We start from the raw sequence: 15838 nt of genomic DNA, 5'->3' as shown, positions 1-15838 counted from the left end.
ATCCGGCATATTCGTATAAATTAGGCGCAGTGGTTCTTCTGCTGCGTAACGAGATAACAAGAGCACAATATGAGCAAAGCAACACTCAACACTGATACAGTGCACCGTGTCGGCTTCTTGGATAAGGCATCGCTTCACATTCCTATCCTTCGAATTCTACAAGCAGACGGCACTACCTATGAAACCGCGGTTTTGCCTGTAATAGATGAAGCCTTAGCCACCAAAATTTATGATACTTGCGTGTTCACGCGGGTACTCGATGAACGTATGCTTGGCGCACAGCGTCAGGGACGGATCAGCTTCTATATGACCTGCACCGGTGAAGAAGCAGCGATCGTCGGTAGCGTGGCCGCACTTGATCAAGAAGATGTGATCCTCGCGCAATACCGTGAACATGCAGCGCTACGTTATCGCGGCTTTACCACTGAACAGTTTATGAACCAAATGTTCAGCAATGAGAAGGACTTAGGTAAAGGTCGCCAAATGCCAATTCACTATGGCTGCGCGGCGTTAAACTACCAAACCATTTCATCGCCCTTGGCCACTCAAATTCCGCAAGCGACAGGTGTCGGTTATAGCCTGAAAATGCAGGGCAAACGTAATGTTGCTGTCTGTTATTTCGGTGAAGGCGCTGCATCTGAAGGCGATTTCCATGCCGGATTGAATATGGCGGCGGTGTTAAAATGCCCCGTGATTTTTTTCTGCCGTAACAATGGTTATGCGATTTCCACCCCAACTGAAGAGCAGTTTGCCGGTAACGGTATCGCTAGCCGTGGTGTGGGTTACGGTATGCACACCATTCGTGTCGACGGGAACGATATGCTGGCGGTGTTAGCGGCGACACAACAGGCGCGTGCCTATGCGATTGAGCACAATGCCCCCGTGTTGATTGAAGCCATGACTTATCGTCTGGGCGCCCACTCATCTTCTGACGATCCTTCGGGTTATCGCTCAAAAGAAGAAGAGGCGAAATGGCAACAACACGATCCGGTCAAACGCTTTAAGTTGTGGCTGATTAATAAAGGCTGGTTGGCCGAGGCCGATGATGCCCAGCGTTATGAAAAGTACCGTGAAGAAGTGTTAGCCGCCGTTAAAGTCGCGGAAAAATTACCTATCCCTATGCTGGATGAGATTATTGAAGACGTGTACGACAAGCCAACGCCAGCGCTTAAAAAGCAACTGAGCGATCTTAAAGAACACATCAAAAAATATCCGCAATCCTATCCCAAAAGTGCAGGGAGGCTATAAGCCGTGGCAGAAATGAATATGTTACAGGCCGTCAATGAGGCCTTGTCAATCGCCATGCAAGCTGATGAGTGCATGGTGGTATTTGGTGAAGACGTTGGCCACTTTGGCGGCGTGTTTCGCGCAACCTCAGGTTTACAGGAAAAGTTTGGTCGCGGCCGCTGCTTTAACACGCCACTGACTGAGCAAGGTATTGCGGGTTTTGCCAACGGGTTAGCCTCTAATGGTATGACTGCCGTAGCGGAAATCCAGTTTGCTGATTACATCTTTCCGGCGTTTGACCAGATCGTAAACGAGTCGGCTAAATTCCGTTACCGCAGCGGTAATGAATTCAATGTGGGAAGCCTAGTGTTCCGCACACCCTATGGTGGCGGTATTGCGGGCGGCCATTATCATTCACAATCGCCAGAAGCCTATTTTACCCAAACCCCAGGCTTAAAAGTGGTTGTGCCGCGTAATCCTGCGCAGGCCAAAGGGTTATTGCTTGCCTCGATTCGTGATAAAAACCCGGTGATATTCTTCGAGCCCAAACGTTTATACCGTGCTTCTGTGGGAGAAGTCCCTGTGGGCGATTATGAAATTGAGCTCGGTAAAGCCGAAGTGGTGCGTGAAGGGAAAGACATCACGTTAGTGGCCTGGGGCGCACAGATGGAAATCATTGAAAAGGCTGCCGACATGGCTGCCAAAGAAGGGATTTCCTGTGAAATTATTGACCTACGTACACTTGCGCCTTGGGATGTGGATACCGTTGCTGATTCTGTGAAGAAGACTGGCCGCTTACTGATCAACCACGAAGCGCCATTGACGGGTGGTTTTGCCGGTGAAATCGCCGCGACGATTCAACAGGAATGTTTCCTGTATTTAGAATCCCCCATCAGCCGTGTATGTGGTCTAGATACCCCATATCCACTGGTCCACGAAAAAGAATATATGCCCGATGCGCTCAAGACCTTTGAAGCCATTAAGGCATCGGTGAACTTCTAGGAGTCCGGTATGATTAAAGATTTTATTTTGCCGGACATTGGTGAAGGCGTTGTCGAGTGCGAACTCGTCGAGTGGTTGGTGCAAGAGGGCGATACCATTGCTGAAGATCAGCCCATCGCTGATGTGATGACAGACAAAGCTTTAGTGCAAATTCCGGCGCCTTTTGCAGGAGTTGTGACCAAGCTATATTACGCCAAAGGCGATATCGCTAAGGTGCATGCACCGCTTTATGCCGTGCAGATTGAGTCTGACGAAGCCGCGCCTGTTGCTGCGTCTCAACCTGAAGCACACGCAGCGATACAAACACCCGCAAGCCAAGCCAGTGTGGCTGGTACTAGCGTCGAAGAGTTCCTCCTGCCCGATATTGGCGAAGGCATTGTTGAGTGCGAACTGGTCGAATGGTTAGTCCAAGAAGGCGATACTGTGGTTGAAGACCAACCCATCGCCGATGTGATGACAGATAAAGCTCTAGTGCAAATTCCCGCCATCAAAGCGGGTAAGATTGTCAAATTGCACTACCGTAAGGGCCAGTTAGCGAAAGTACATGCGCCACTATTTGCAATTGAGGTCGAAGGTGGCGTTAGTGCACCAGTCAGTCATGCACAAGAGACGACTAGCGCTAATACGAATGTTGCCGCTCCAACAGCTTGTGCGAGCGTAAGTGCGACGCAAGAGCCTGCTCGCCAAGGTAAAGCCTTAGCAAGCCCTGCCGTTCGCCGTATGGCGCGAGCCTTAGATATCGATTTAAGTCGCGTACCTGGGAGTGGCAAACATGGCCGTGTGTATAAGGAAGACATTACTCGCTTCCAAGCGCAAGGCGGCGCAGTGCCTGCCATTGCGCCAGTGGCGGTAGCGCCAACTGTTGCTCAATCAACTGTTTCTACTGCAGTAGCAAGCGCTGCACGGGGTGACATTGTTGAGCCTATCCGTGGCGTGAAAGCCGTGATGGCGAAAATGATGGTGGAATCGGTATCAACCATTCCACACTTCACCTATTGCGAAGAGTTTGATTTGACAGACTTAGTCGCACTGCGTGAAAGCATGAAGGCCAAATATTCTTCCGACGAAGTTAAGCTGACCATGATGCCATTCTTTATGAAAGCCATGTCGTTAGCCTTAACGCAGTTCCCAGTGCTTAACAGCCAAGTGAATGCGGATTGTACGGAAATCACCTACAAGGCGCGTCATAACATAGGTATGGCGGTTGACTCTAAGGTGGGATTACTGGTACCAAACGTCAAGGATGTGCAAGATAAGAGCATCCTTGAGGTCGCTGCCGAGATCACCCGCTTAACCAATGCTGCGCGTAGCGGCCGTGTGGCGCCGGCGGATCTTAAAGAAGGCACAATTTCGATTTCAAATATTGGCGCCTTAGGTGGCACAGTCGCAACGCCGATTATCAATAAACCGGAAGTCGCGATTGTCGCATTAGGTAAGTTACAAACTTTGCCTCGCTTTAATGCGAAAGGTGAAGTGGAAGCGCGTCAGATCATGCAAGTGAGTTGGTCTGGCGATCATCGCGTTATTGATGGTGGCACCATTGCCCGTTTCTGTAACCTGTGGAAACAATACCTTGAGCAGCCGCAGGATATGCTGTTAGCCATGCGCTAATCGGCTGTCAGCCAATACTTACAGCCAATCCAGCAAAAAAGGACGCAATTTAGCGTCCTTTTTTATTCGCAGGCCATAAATGGGTTAATCTTTTGAGCCCAATTACGTATAATTCGCGAACGTTGTTATCCTGATGGATTTGTTATGAGCCCCAGCGCATTTGCCCCAACAATCGAAACTATTGATTATCCGTTTCCGCCTAAGCCAATTCCTCTGTCCGATACCGAAAAGGCGGACTACAAGGCACGTATCAAGCAGCTGCTGATTGAAAAGGATGCGGTATTGGTTGCCCATTATTATACCGACCCTGAAATTCAAGCTCTGGCTGAAGAAACTGGTGGGTGTGTTTCAGACTCACTTGAAATGGCGCGCTTTGGCCGCGATCATCCCGCAAAGACGTTAATCGTCGCTGGGGTGAAGTTTATGGGTGAAACTGCCAAAATCTTAAGCCCAGAAAAAACCATTCTGATGCCGACTATTGAAGCGACCTGTTCATTGGACTTAGGTTGCCCCATCGATAAATTCAGCGCCTTCTGTGATGCGCACCCAGACCATACCGTGGTGGTTTACGCCAACACGTCTGCGGCGGTAAAAGCCCGTGCCGATTGGGTGGTGACCTCGAGTATTGCCCTTGAAATTGTTGAGCATTTAGACAGCGAAGGCAAAAAAATTATTTGGGGCCCAGACCGTCACTTAGGCAGCTATATTGCCAAACAAACGGGCGCCGAGATGCTGATGTGGCAGGGCGACTGTATCGTTCACGATGAGTTTAAAGCGAATGCCCTGCGTGATCTGAAAAGCGTTTATCCCGACGCAGCAATTTTGGTACACCCAGAATCACCCGCGAGTGTGGTGGCGATGGCGGATGCTGTCGGCTCCACCAGTCAGTTGATCAAAGCTGCGCAAACCATGCCTAACGAGCGTTTTATTGTCGCGACCGATCGCGGTATTTTTTACAAAATGCAACAAGCAGCGCCGGGTAAAACCTTAATCGAAGCGCCGACTGGCGGTAATGGTGCGACCTGTAAGAGCTGTGCCCACTGTCCTTGGATGGCAATGAATGGCTTAAAAGCCATTGAAGCGTCATTAAGTGATAGCGACAAAACCACCCATGAGATCTTTGTTGATGAAGACTTGCGAGTGAAAGCGTTAATCCCGCTGACCCGTATGCTCGATTTCGCTAAAACGCTCAATATGAAAGTGAAGGGTAATGCCTAAGCGCTTTTAGTCGCACATCGAGTTTCAACATTAATATCCCCGCATTGTGGGGATATTTTTTTAATTGCAGTTGCCATACGGGAAATAACAAAAAGCCCTGCATTTGCAGGGCTTTAGCTAAATCGCTAATCGAGATTATTTAGCGTTCATTAACGCAACCGCGTTGTCTAACATACGGTTACTGAAGCCCCATTCGTTATCGTACCAAGCCATTACTTTGACTAAACGGCCGTTAACACGGGTTTGCGTCGCATCGAAGTTAGATGAAAACGCATTGTGGTTAAAGTCGATAGATACCAACGGCTCTTTGTTGACGGCCAACACTTCGCTCAGTGGTGCTACGCTTGCTGCACGCTCGATGATGGCGTTAACTTCTTCAACGGTTGTGTCACGTGATGCAATGAAAGATAAATCCACTAAAGACACGTTAACAGTCGGTACACGTACCGCTAAACCATCGAATTTACCTTGTAATTCAGGCACAACTAAACCTACAGCAGCCGCAGCGCCAGTTTTAGTTGGGATCATCGACAGTGCCGCAGCGCGGGCACGGCGTAAATCTGTGTGGTATACGTCAGATAAACGTTGATCGTTGGTATACGCGTGGATGGTAGTCATCAGACCTGATTCGATACCAATTTCGTCATTTAACGGCTTAGCGAAAGGCGCTAAGCAGTTAGTGGTACATGACGCGTTAGAGATAACGGTCATATCCGCGGTCAACACATTGTTGTTTACACCGTAAACGACGGTTGCATCAACGTTTTTGCCTGGTGCAGAGATAATCACTTTCTTTGCGCCAGCGGCTAAATGCGGTTGAACAGAATCTTTAGAAGTGAAGATACCGGTACATTCAAATACCACGTCTACTTGTAGGTCGCCCCAAGGTAATTTGCCTGGATCGCGCTCTTGGAAAGTGAGGATCTTGTCACCGTTAACATAAATTGCTTCAGCATCATGCTCAACTTTGGCATTGAAACGACCATGTACAGAATCGTATTTTGTCAGGTGAGCGTTGATTGAAGCGTCGCCTAAATCGTTGATGGCAACAATTTTGATTGGGTAAGCTTTTTCGCTTTCGTACAGGGCGCGTAATACGTTTCTACCGATACGGCCGTAACCATTTATTGCAACACGGATAGTCATCTCATATCCCTCTGGTGATTATAAAATTCAACTGGTAGTAAAATTACCAAACTGACAGCTATCGTCAAGTTAATTCGGCTATTTTGCCGGGATTCGGTTAACAAATTAGGTGTTTTTTTTACATTGCTCGCGAAAACACCTTTTTTAGCACTGCATTTTGATAAAAAATTACAAGATGGCAAACATTTTGCCGACGTTACTCAAGGCCCAAGCCTTAAGGCGAGTTTGGCTTCTCTGGTTCGACGGGAGTTGCCGCTGGCGGTGTTACCTCTGTCTGAGGTGGAGCAAGCCAGAGCGCAACCGGACTAGTCGAATAGAGGCCATCTTCTAACGCATTGATCAAATTCTGGGCGTATTCATCTAATCTTGTCGCCAGCGTTTTGTTGCCACCGATTAAGGCTAGCATCTTATCTTCAGAATACTTCTGCTGCGTAAGTAGTAAATTGGCTTTTGTCAGCATGTAAGTTTTTTCTAGCGCTTGGGTTTGGCGATAGGCTGCAGCGAGCCCAAGCAACCAATTTGGATCAAAGTCAGCGTATTGGATCTCTGCAAACACAGTAAGGTAGAGTTGTTGCGCTTTGATGGCATTACGGTTGCTGTAGTAGGTGGCTATTTGCGCTAAAAGAAATGGCTCAGTGACTTCGCCAGCATTTTCTTGTGCCAAGAGTCGGTTTAATGCATCCGTGTCACCAAAACGTGTCCATTGATAATAAGACATAAACGGGTCTTGGCGCTCGCGGGTTTCATCCTGCAACCGACTCAAATTTTGTGTACTTAGTCGAAAGGCTCTGGCTCTATCAGCTGTGCGGCTTGTGTGGATAATGTGCTGAACGCCCGAGGCCAATTCAATACATCGACTATAGTCCTCGAGGTAAGTTAACTGTTGATAGAGTTGCTTGCCTGTAGGATTTTTATTGTCCATTAGGTCGTATCGACTTTGGATCAACTTTGTTTTCTCGGCTAAACACCAGCCATCCTTATGCAAATCGGCACAAATTTCAGGATTATTTTTACAAATCGTTTCGATATTTCGGCCATTATCACAACCGAAAAGGCTTATCGCGAGGGTAAATGATGTAATTATTACTAGATTTTGTCTCAAAATACGCTCCAAAATGCAATTTTCTCTAATAAAATTACAGATTTACAGAAAATATCTTACTAGCAAGCTGGGTCAGTTTTCATTACAATGGCGCCGACCAAAACAGAGGGTTTTCCCTAAAACCTACATAAGATTATTGGTCTTTTCGTCATGTTACTCAAACCTTTCAATATATTTTATTGAAAAGTGAGATAAAGGATCTGTAAATGAGCGCTGATAAACACCTACAAAGTTGGCAAGAACGTTTTGAAATGGCAGAGGCAATGCAACCTTTGCTGGGCAAGTTATACCGTAACCAAGGCGTCGAAGTTGTGGTTTATGGTAAGCCATTACTCAATGCTTCTACTATTGAGATTATTAAAGCGCACCGTTTAGTTCGTCGTCATGTCGGCGAGAAATTACGTTTACGCGAGAGTTTCCCGTTTGTTCAAGCCTTAAGCAGACTCGCTGTTAAACAATGTAAAGTGGATATTGGTAAGCTTGCTGTCAAATACTGGGCTGAACATACCGATACCAACGAAATTGAAAGCTATATGGCACGCGAATTAGCGGCTGCGATTGATCATGCTGATGATATCGCTCCGCGTGATGTGGTGTTGTATGGTTTTGGTCGTATTGGTCGCTTATTAGCGCGCTTACTGATCGAACGTACTGGCCGCAGCAACAAGTTAAGACTGCGTGCTATCGTATTACGTGGTGGTAAGAAGGGCGATTTAGAAAAACGCGCAAGCTTACTGCGTCGTGACTCTGTTCATGGTCCATTTAACGGTTCTGTTGAAGTGGATGAAGAGAACAACGCCATCATCGCTAACGGTACTTATATCCAAGTGATTTACGCAAACTCACCAGATGAAGTGGATTACACTAAATACGGTATTACAGATGCCTTAGTGGTAGACAACACGGGTATTTGGAAAGACGAAGCAGGCCTAGGCTTACACTTGAAGAGCCCTGGTGCAAGCAAAGTGTTACTGACAGCGCCTGCTAAAGGCGCCATCAAGAACATCGTTTACGGTGTGAACGAAGGCGATATTACGCCAGAAGACATCATTGTGTCTGCAGCGAGCTGCACCACTAACGCCATTACACCAGTACTGAAAGCGGTAAATGATAAGTACGGTATCGAGAATGGTCACGTTGAGACGATTCACTCATATACAAACGATCAAAACCTGATCGACAACTACCACAGTGCTGACCGTCGCGGTCGCAGTGCACCATTAAACATGGTGATCACTGAAACGGGCGCAGCGAAAGCCGTCGCTAAAGCTCTGCCAGTATTAGCGGGCAAACTGACAGGCAACGCGATTCGCGTGCCAACACCAAACGTATCTATGGCGATCATCAGCATGAACTTAAATGCTGAGACCAACAAAGACGAATTGAACGAATACCTAAAAGACACGGCGCTGCAATCACCCTTGCAGAACCAAATTGACTACACAGACTCAACTGAAATCGTATCAAGCGACTTAGTGGGGTCTCGCTATGCGGGCGTGGTTGATTCTCAAGCGACCATCGCCGAAGGTAAACGCGCCATTCTGTACGTATGGTATGACAACGAATTTGGTTACAGCTGCCAAGTAGTCGGTGTTATGCAAACGATGTTAGGCTTAACAACGCTGTCTCTGCCTGCTTAATTGCGACAGACAGAAGTACAACAGAGAAAGCGCCTGAGAGGGCGCTTTTTTTATACTTCAATTATGTTGAATAACAATTTATCTGAACATTGTTATTGAGCAAATCCGTGAATTGTTGATTCTATCGGCAAGTTTATATCGCTATGGCTGAATATTGGGCAAACAGTGTGGTTAAGCGCAATATTTCAAATTTGTTGATTGACTCTGAAGGTTAAATCGGTAGAATGCCAATCCGCAGTCAGGGGAAAGCGTAGTAACGTTACTCTATGACATCGATGCGACATTAGCTCAGTTGGTAGAGCGATACCTTGCCAAGGTATAGGTCATCGGTTCGAACCCGATATGTCGCTCCAACTCTCTACGAGTTTGGAAATTTGGCGCGATGGCAGAATGGCTATGCTGCGGATTGCAAATCCGTCGATCTCGGTTCGACTCCGGGTCGCGCCTCCATAGATTAAAGTATTAATGATACGATTACTGTCGTTAATATAAAGAGTTTGCCCGAGTGGTGGAATCGGTAGACACAAGGGATTTAAAATCCCTCGCTGGTAACAGCGTGCCAGTTCAAGTCTGGCCTCGGGTACCATAACATAAAAAAGGCCTAACATTTGTTAGGCCTTTTTTATTGGCAATAATTTCAAGTTTATAACTTTAAAGCCACTCTTGAAGCGATAGTGATCTGCCTCTAAAAAATCATATTTTTCAAAAAATTCAGCTTTCACATAAATGATCTCTCATTTAGTTGTTATTTATTTTAATCAATCCATAATAGCCAAACTATTTCCTTAAGAAGCGGTAATAGGCGCTATTCCCTCTCTTAAGACAGTGGTATAAATAAGCCGAATTTTCCCCCTACACGTGAACATTTAGGATAAGTAGTCATGATTTTCTCTCAGGTAGTACTCGCACCCGCCGATCCCATCCTTGGTTTAACCGATACATTTAAGGCCGATCCGCGCCAAGATAAAGTCAACCTTGGTGTTGGCATTTATAAGGATGAAGCAGGGCAGACTCCAGTATTACAATCAGTGAAGAAAGCTGAAGCCCTATTGCTTGAGCAAGAGAAAACTAAAAACTATTTAGGGATAGAAGGGGTTCAAACCTATAATCGCGTAGTACAAGAGCTGCTATTTGGTGAAGGTAGTGATCTCGTGACTTCTGGCCGAGCAGCAACGGCTCAAGCGCCTGGTGGTACAGGTGCACTGCGTATTGCTGCCGAGTTCTTATTGCGTAATACCCCATCGCGCACTGTGTGGGTAAGTAATCCAACTTGGGCAAACCATCAAAATATTTTTGAAACTGCGGGTTTGACGGTTAAAGAATACGGTTACTACAACGCCAGTGCCCAAGATATTGATTTTGATGGCATGATGACAGATCTCGCCAATGCACAGGCGGGCGACATTATTCTACTGCACGGTTGCTGTCATAACCCAACGGGTATCGATTTAACGTTAACCCAATGGGAATTAGTCGCTAATCTTTGTGCGGACAAGCAATTAGTTCCATTATTCGACTTTGCATACCAAGGTTTTGGTGCTGGTATTGAAGAAGATGCTGCTGGTTTACGCTTAGTTGCGTCAAAAGTACCAGAACTATTGGTCGCAAATTCATTCTCTAAAAACTTTGGTTTATACAACGAGCGTATCGGCGCCGTGACTGTGGTTGCACAAAATGCCGATGAAGCGGTGCGTGCATTTAGCCAAGTGAAACGTACTATTCGTGCAAATTACTCAAATCCACCAGCCCATGGCGCGTTAATTGTGAGTACGATTCTGAGTGATGCATCATTGAAAGCCCTTTGGGTACAAGAGCTGACCGAAATGCGTGAACGTATTGCCGAGATGCGTACGCTATTTGTACAAAGCTTAAAAGATGAAGGTGTGACCCAGGACTTTAGCTTTATTTCTCGTCAAAACGGTATGTTTAGCTTCTCCGGCTTAAATAAAGCACAGGTTGCCCGTTTGAAAGACGAGTTCGGCATTTATATCGTCGGCTCGGGTCGCATTAGTGTGGCGGGTATGACCAAAACTAATATGCCTGTGATCTGTAAGGCGATTGCTCAAATCCTCTAACTTAAAAGAGGCTCACGAAAAAGGACAGCTTAGGCTGTCCTTTTACTTTTATGCGGTCGATAAACTTAAGTATTATGGTTTATCAGTATAGAGAACAATTACGAAGCTAATGTTTCTAAAGGTAATTCTGACTTTATCCGCAGTATGGCGTTAAGCGCATCACGCAGACTAGCCTGATCATGCAATTGCGGATTATGACGATTTTTTAAGGGAAAATAATTAACTAAGGTGCCTAAACGCACTTGTTCCGAATGTCGCAGCACTTTAGTGATCACGGGTTTACCAATTACTTGATGGCACCAGGCTATGCGCTGCTCAATACTAAACTGGCCTGCTGGCGAAGTTTCTTCATTCAGATTATCGATAAAGACTACGGGCGCGGTTGTCATTGCTAATGCTTTAGCAAAGCAGGGTAATAAGAGAGGTGGCATCACACTCGTAAGAAAACTGCCAGGTCCCAAGATAATCAGATCCGCGCGGCAAATGGCTTCACAGGCTTCGGCTGTCGCATCAACTTGTGGCTCAAGGCATAGTGCAATGGGAGCTTCATTCATCTTGTCGACATTCACTTCACCAAACACTTTTGAGCCGGACGCTCGTAATGCCACCAAATGGGTTGGTTGCTCCGACATCGGAATGATATTGGTCTCAATTTTAAGCATATGCCGAATAAGATTGACAGCTTCGAGGGGCCTAACGCACAACTTATCTAAGGCGAGCAACATCAAATTACCTAGATTGTGACCACTGAGTTCAGTTTCGCCTTGAAAGCGATACTCAAATAATTGTGAGCCGACAGAAGGACGATGAGCAAGTTGGGACAAACAATTACGCAAATCACCCCAAGCAATGCAGTCCTGCTCGGCTCTTAATCGACCTGTAGAACCACCATTATCCGTCGTAGCAACAATACCTGTGAGACGATTGCCTAGAAAATCGAGTGATGAAAGTACACGTCCAAGACCGTGGCCGCCACCGATTGCCACTACATGATTGAATTGGTTTAAGATTTGCTGCATGAGGCTTCCTTCCTGAATACCCGTAAAATCCTATCCTGTTATCAACTCGGATAAACTCAGTTTGTTACTGCCGAAGCTAACGGAACCTTAGTATAAAAGCTCAGTCAAAAGCATGCACTAAAAATTCTCACGCATTCTAATACTTAAGCGCCGGCTCGCATTTTAAATATGTGTGAATGCAGTATTGGGAAGAATTGTTGTTTTTGCATCCAAATTTCGTGAATTTCAAGATATGACATATAATCTGGCGCTTATTTTGCCACTAGTAACTCAACATCGAAGGTGACTTATTGAAAACTGGTAGAATTGGTTCGTTTACACTCGCGTTAGCCCTAGTGATCTCGGCGATTTTTTCGTTGAGATTGTGGCTCATTCCTACAACGAATGAGCCTGAATCTATTGTTAACCAATTGGAAAACGCCGTTGAGCCTGTTACGCAAGTTCCTGACTTTTCTGCTATCAGTGATGTAGCAGAAAAAAAACGTGCCTTTTTTAACTTTTTGAGGCCGATTGTTCAACAACAAAACGCCATTATTGCCACTGAACGTGAATTTATCATTGATATGTTGGCAGTAATAGATAATGGCAATACGTTGTCCGAATCACAGTTAGCGCAGCTCAATCAATTATTTGATAAATATCAATATGCTGCCCGCAGTGTCGATACTAAATCCCTTAACAGCCTACTCAAACGGGTTGATATTATTCCTGAATCGATGGTGCTGATCCAAGCGGCTAATGAATCTGGGTGGGGCAGTTCTCGTTTTGCTCGTGAAGGTTTTAATTTCTTTGGTGAATGGTGTTTTAGTCATGGCTGCGGCATTGTGCCTTCTTCGCGAGGCTCAGGTAAAATACACGAAGTAGAAATATTTCCATCGGTAGACGCTTCAGTTTCCTCCTATATGCGTAATTTAAACTCGAACACAGCATATGCCTTGTTTCGCTCAATTCGAGCCGATTTACGTGCTCAGGAGGCTGAATTGAGTGCCGACCAACTTATCTATGGATTAGTGAATTATTCTGAAAGGCAAGAAGCTTATATCGATGAATTACTCGATATGTTACGTCATAATGAAAAATATTTGGTGAAGGCGGATGTATAAAAAATGGTTGTTAGTGGGAGTTTGCTTGTGTGCATCAAATGTGCAGGCAGAAACAATTTCCCTTGAATATAAAGGGTTTTATGACAGATTAAAGCAAGTCAATAAGGGTAGTTATCAGTTAGTTGAAGTGGCCTTTAGTGTCCCAATGCTGCCTAACTGCCATATTCAGAGTGGTACCATTTCGAGTGAATTAAATTCAACGCCACTCACTTATACATCTGCGCAACGTTTGTTTATTCCCTTTGATGATGCACTGAAAGACCAGCGGGCATTAGTAAATCTAGAGTTTGAGGGTAAGGCTGAAGGCTGTGGAATTGCGATGCAAGTGCGATCGAAGCAAACACAAGTTCAATATGATCAACAACGCTTACAGCAAATTGCTAATGAAATGGATGACTTACTAGGGGCTATGCAGGGCTTCCCGATGCGTTACTTTAAGGATCCTATTGCAGGATTAAATTTTGAATTTGCTCAAGATCAAACTGTTACTGTGACGCTTGATGGGCGTGAACAACAGGTGAATACCAGCTTTAAGCTGAGCGTTGAGCAGATCAATAGTTTGACAACATTGCAATTTAGCCATGTGCCGACCGTATTAAGTCCTTGGGTTAAGTAACAATAGATTAGCTATAAAAAAGCCCACGTCAGTGGGCTTTTTTATGCTTGTCGCATTTACGCTTCGTACACGTTGACGATATTGATGCGTTTTGCCGCATCTAAATCGATATGGCCGTTGTTAGCAATATCGAGAAAATCAAATGCGGGCAGATCGGCTTCGGCCACATCACCCTTCATTGGTGCATTGGGATCGCGTTTCAACGATACAAAGTCAAATTGGTCACGGTCAACACCCTGTGAAGGAGCTGTATTTTGCATAGCAGTGAAAATGGTTTCAATACGGCCAGGATATAGTCTATCCCACTGATTGAGCATGTCTTTAACCGCTTGACGCTTGAGGTTTTCCTGAGAGCCACAGAGATTACAAGGAATAATGGGGAATTTTTTAAGCTGTGCGTATTCTTCCAAATCCTTTTCACGACAGTACGCAAGTGGGCGAATAACCACGTTTGCGCCATCGTCCGAGAGCAACTTAGGTGGCATGGCTTTCATCTTGCCGCCATAAAACATATTGAGGAATAGCGTTTCAATAATATCGTCTCTGTGATGACCTAGAGCGATCTTGGTTGCGCCAATTCGTTGCGCAAAACCATAGAGAGTGCCACGACGCAGGCGAGAGCACAGTGAGCAAGTGGTTTTGCCTTCAGGAATTTTCTCCTTCACAATCGAGTAAGTGTCTTTTTCAAGAATGTGATAGGGAATATTAAGGCTATCTAGATAGGCAGGCAGTATATCTTCAGGGAAACCTGGCTGCTTTTGATCTAAATTAACGGCAATAATTTCGAACTGTACAGGCGCGCGCTGTTGTAGATTGAGCAGAATATCCAGCATAGCATAGCTGTCTTTACCGCCACTTAGGCAGCACATGACTCGGTCACCATCTTCAATCATGTTGTAGTCGGCGATAGCACTACCCACTTCACGACGCAGACGCTTCTGTAATTTATTCAGACGGGTAATTTGTTTTTTTGATAATTCTTCAGGCATTTGACTCGCCGTAACTTCAGACATAGCTTCCAACATAAAAAAAGCGCCCAGTAACTCAGTTTCAGGGCGCGTATTATTCCAGCTATCGACGGCGGGGTAAAGAGCGGCGTGCGTTACGCCTCTTCAAGCGGTGATTTATAACCATCAGGTTTGATAGCTAATAAATCACAATTGATACTATCGATAACATGTTCAGCTGTGTTGCCAATGAGTGCTGCTGAAAAGCCTGTACGACCGACTGTACCTAAAATAACTAATTCAGCATCGAGCTGCTCAGCAAGCTCAGGGATCACATCCTCTGGCAATCCTTCCCTCACATGGCAATGGAGTGTATCGATACCATAGGCATTAGCCAGGTATTGCACTCTTTGTTCGTGTTGTAGGCGAATGGTGTCGTTGTAGGTTTGTGCATCAAAATCGGGGAGTTCAATGGCAAGATTTACCGGTGTACCAGGATAGCCATTGACTAAGTGAACTTCGGCGGCAAATTTTGCGGCTAAATCCTTCGCATGTTCAATAATTTTGCCATTAAGCATTTGATGATCGGTATCCTCAGTTGCCACATTTACCGCACAGAGAATTTTACCGGTTTCAGGCCAATCATGATCTTTGACCATTAATACAGGAACAGGGGCTTTACGCATTAAATGCCAATCCGTCGGAGTAAAGATCACCGCTTTTAATTTATCATGAGCATGGGTGCCTTTAACAATCAGATCATATTGCCCTGAAATGGCATGGTTAATAATGCTTTCAAAGGGGCGGTTGTGCCAAATAACTTGCGTATCAATATTAAGTTGTAGGTGGTTATAGGCTGACAGCAGATCTTGTATCCAAGCTAAACGTTGATCAATCACGCCTTGGCGCATGGCTTCGCGCTCTTGGCTCGATAGAATCGATGTCATTTCATAGGAGAAGTCAAAAATCGAAAGAAACACAGTCACATGGGCGTTACTTTTACTGGCTAAGGTAACCGCTCGAGCGAGTGCCACTTGATGTTCTGTCGTAGGATCGACAACGACCAGTATTTTTTGATAATCCTTCATAACTTGTTCCTTTAGTCATAGGCTCATATTCATCATGAGCCTTT

Annotated in this window: 13 protein-coding genes and 3 tRNA genes; 11 read left to right on the top strand and 5 right to left on the bottom strand. The window is 45.6% G+C overall.

Translation table 11 applies throughout. From position 1 onward, the window contains the following. The first annotated feature begins 69 nt into the window (after positions 1-69). From KXJ80_RS13515 to nadA, 4 genes are all read left to right on the top strand, one after another. On the top strand, positions 70-1248 hold the full coding sequence (locus tag KXJ80_RS13515; RefSeq protein WP_037418510.1) for a thiamine pyrophosphate-dependent dehydrogenase E1 component subunit alpha: 1179 nt from the start codon (positions 70-72) through the stop codon (positions 1246-1248). Between the two features lie 3 nt (positions 1249-1251). After that, complete coding sequence (locus KXJ80_RS13510; RefSeq protein WP_224022057.1) at positions 1252-2229, top strand: alpha-ketoacid dehydrogenase subunit beta; 978 nt, start codon at positions 1252-1254, stop codon at positions 2227-2229. 9 nt (positions 2230-2238) lie between these two features. Then, the gene (locus KXJ80_RS13505; protein WP_224022058.1) at positions 2239-3840 is read left to right on the top strand and encodes a dihydrolipoyllysine-residue acetyltransferase; all 1602 of its coding nucleotides are present in this window, start codon (positions 2239-2241) and stop codon (positions 3838-3840) included. A gap of 144 nt (positions 3841-3984) precedes the next feature. Next, positions 3985-5058: a quinolinate synthase NadA gene (gene nadA, locus KXJ80_RS13500; protein ID WP_169548028.1), complete on the top strand. Its 1074-nt coding sequence runs from the start codon at positions 3985-3987 to the stop codon at positions 5056-5058. A 135-nt stretch (positions 5059-5193) separates the two neighbouring features. Here nadA and gap read toward each other — a convergent pair whose 3' ends face one another. Both gap and KXJ80_RS13490 read right to left on the bottom strand, forming a co-directional pair. Beyond that, positions 5194-6204, bottom strand: a complete 1011-nt coding sequence (gene gap / locus KXJ80_RS13495) for a type I glyceraldehyde-3-phosphate dehydrogenase (protein WP_037418518.1) — start codon at positions 6202-6204, stop codon at positions 5194-5196. A 214-nt stretch (positions 6205-6418) separates the two neighbouring features. Then, entirely contained in the window at positions 6419-7306 is an 888-nt protein-coding gene (locus KXJ80_RS13490; RefSeq protein ID WP_144374982.1) for a DUF2989 domain-containing protein, read from the bottom strand. 206 nt (positions 7307-7512) lie between these two features. Between KXJ80_RS13490 and KXJ80_RS13485 the strand changes: the two genes are divergently transcribed. The 5 genes from KXJ80_RS13485 (at position 7513) to KXJ80_RS13465 (ending at position 11021) form a co-directional block, all read left to right on the top strand. Next, positions 7513-8946, top strand: coding sequence for a glyceraldehyde-3-phosphate dehydrogenase (locus KXJ80_RS13485; RefSeq protein WP_023267065.1), 1434 nt, complete (start codon positions 7513-7515; stop codon positions 8944-8946). A gap of 277 nt (positions 8947-9223) precedes the next feature. Then, positions 9224-9299, top strand: a tRNA-Gly gene (locus KXJ80_RS13480). 23 nt (positions 9300-9322) lie between these two features. Continuing rightward, positions 9323-9396 (top strand) — tRNA-Cys (locus KXJ80_RS13475). 49 nt (positions 9397-9445) lie between these two features. Further along, positions 9446-9532, top strand: a tRNA-Leu gene (locus KXJ80_RS13470). Between the two features lie 295 nt (positions 9533-9827). Next, positions 9828-11021 carry an amino acid aminotransferase gene (locus tag KXJ80_RS13465; RefSeq protein ID WP_169548029.1) on the top strand — a complete coding sequence of 398 codons (1194 nt, stop codon included), beginning with the start codon at positions 9828-9830 and terminating at the stop codon, positions 11019-11021. A gap of 98 nt (positions 11022-11119) precedes the next feature. Here KXJ80_RS13465 and KXJ80_RS13460 read toward each other — a convergent pair whose 3' ends face one another. Then, positions 11120-12040, bottom strand: coding sequence for a YvcK family protein (locus KXJ80_RS13460; protein ID WP_037418527.1), 921 nt, complete (start codon positions 12038-12040; stop codon positions 11120-11122). 290 nt (positions 12041-12330) lie between these two features. Between KXJ80_RS13460 and KXJ80_RS13455 the strand changes: the two genes are divergently transcribed. Both KXJ80_RS13455 and KXJ80_RS13450 read left to right on the top strand, forming a co-directional pair. Continuing rightward, complete coding sequence (locus KXJ80_RS13455; RefSeq protein WP_047533356.1) at positions 12331-13143, top strand: glucosaminidase domain-containing protein; 813 nt, start codon at positions 12331-12333, stop codon at positions 13141-13143. Further along, complete coding sequence (locus tag KXJ80_RS13450; RefSeq protein WP_224022059.1) at positions 13136-13759, top strand: DUF2987 domain-containing protein; 624 nt, start codon at positions 13136-13138, stop codon at positions 13757-13759. Before KXJ80_RS13455 ends, KXJ80_RS13450 begins: the two co-directional genes overlap by 8 nt. A gap of 56 nt (positions 13760-13815) precedes the next feature. On the opposite strand, the gene ttcA is transcribed toward KXJ80_RS13450, so the two are convergent. Next, positions 13816-14784: a tRNA 2-thiocytidine(32) synthetase TtcA gene (ttcA, locus tag KXJ80_RS13445; protein WP_169548031.1), complete on the bottom strand. Its 969-nt coding sequence runs from the start codon at positions 14782-14784 to the stop codon at positions 13816-13818. 77 nt (positions 14785-14861) lie between these two features. Beyond that, positions 14862-15794, bottom strand: coding sequence for a universal stress protein UspE (gene uspE / locus KXJ80_RS13440; protein ID WP_047536990.1), 933 nt, complete (start codon positions 15792-15794; stop codon positions 14862-14864). Positions 15795-15838 lie beyond the last annotated feature (44 nt).

The sequence above is a fragment of the Shewanella xiamenensis genome, assembly GCF_024971755.1.
Lineage (GTDB): Bacteria > Pseudomonadota > Gammaproteobacteria > Enterobacterales > Shewanellaceae > Shewanella > Shewanella xiamenensis.
Note: the sequence above shows the minus strand (reverse complement) of the source record. Positions and strands in the feature narration are given on the sequence as shown.

Bases quoted from the DNA above. Each gene is read 5' to 3' on its own strand.
- KXJ80_RS13515 (WP_037418510.1), top strand. From the start codon at position 70: ATGAGCAAAGCAACACTCAACACTGATACAGTGCACCGTGTCGGCTTC.
- KXJ80_RS13505 (WP_224022058.1), top strand. From the start codon at position 2,239: ATGATTAAAGATTTTATTTTGCCGGACATTGGTGAAGGCGTTGTCGAG.
- nadA (WP_169548028.1), top strand. From the start codon at position 3,985: ATGAGCCCCAGCGCATTTGCCCCAACAATCGAAACTATTGATTATCCG.
- gap (WP_037418518.1), bottom strand. From the start codon at position 6,204: ATGACTATCCGTGTTGCAATAAATGGTTACGGCCGTATCGGTAGAAAC.
- KXJ80_RS13485 (WP_023267065.1), top strand. From the start codon at position 7,513: ATGAGCGCTGATAAACACCTACAAAGTTGGCAAGAACGTTTTGAAATG.
- KXJ80_RS13465 (WP_169548029.1), top strand. From the start codon at position 9,828: ATGATTTTCTCTCAGGTAGTACTCGCACCCGCCGATCCCATCCTTGGT.
- KXJ80_RS13460 (WP_037418527.1), bottom strand. From the start codon at position 12,040: ATGCAGCAAATCTTAAACCAATTCAATCATGTAGTGGCAATCGGTGGC.
- KXJ80_RS13450 (WP_224022059.1), top strand. From the start codon at position 13,136: ATGTATAAAAAATGGTTGTTAGTGGGAGTTTGCTTGTGTGCATCAAAT.
- ttcA (WP_169548031.1), bottom strand. From the start codon at position 14,784: ATGTTGGAAGCTATGTCTGAAGTTACGGCGAGTCAAATGCCTGAAGAA.
- uspE (WP_047536990.1), bottom strand. From the start codon at position 15,794: ATGAAGGATTATCAAAAAATACTGGTCGTTGTCGATCCTACGACAGAA.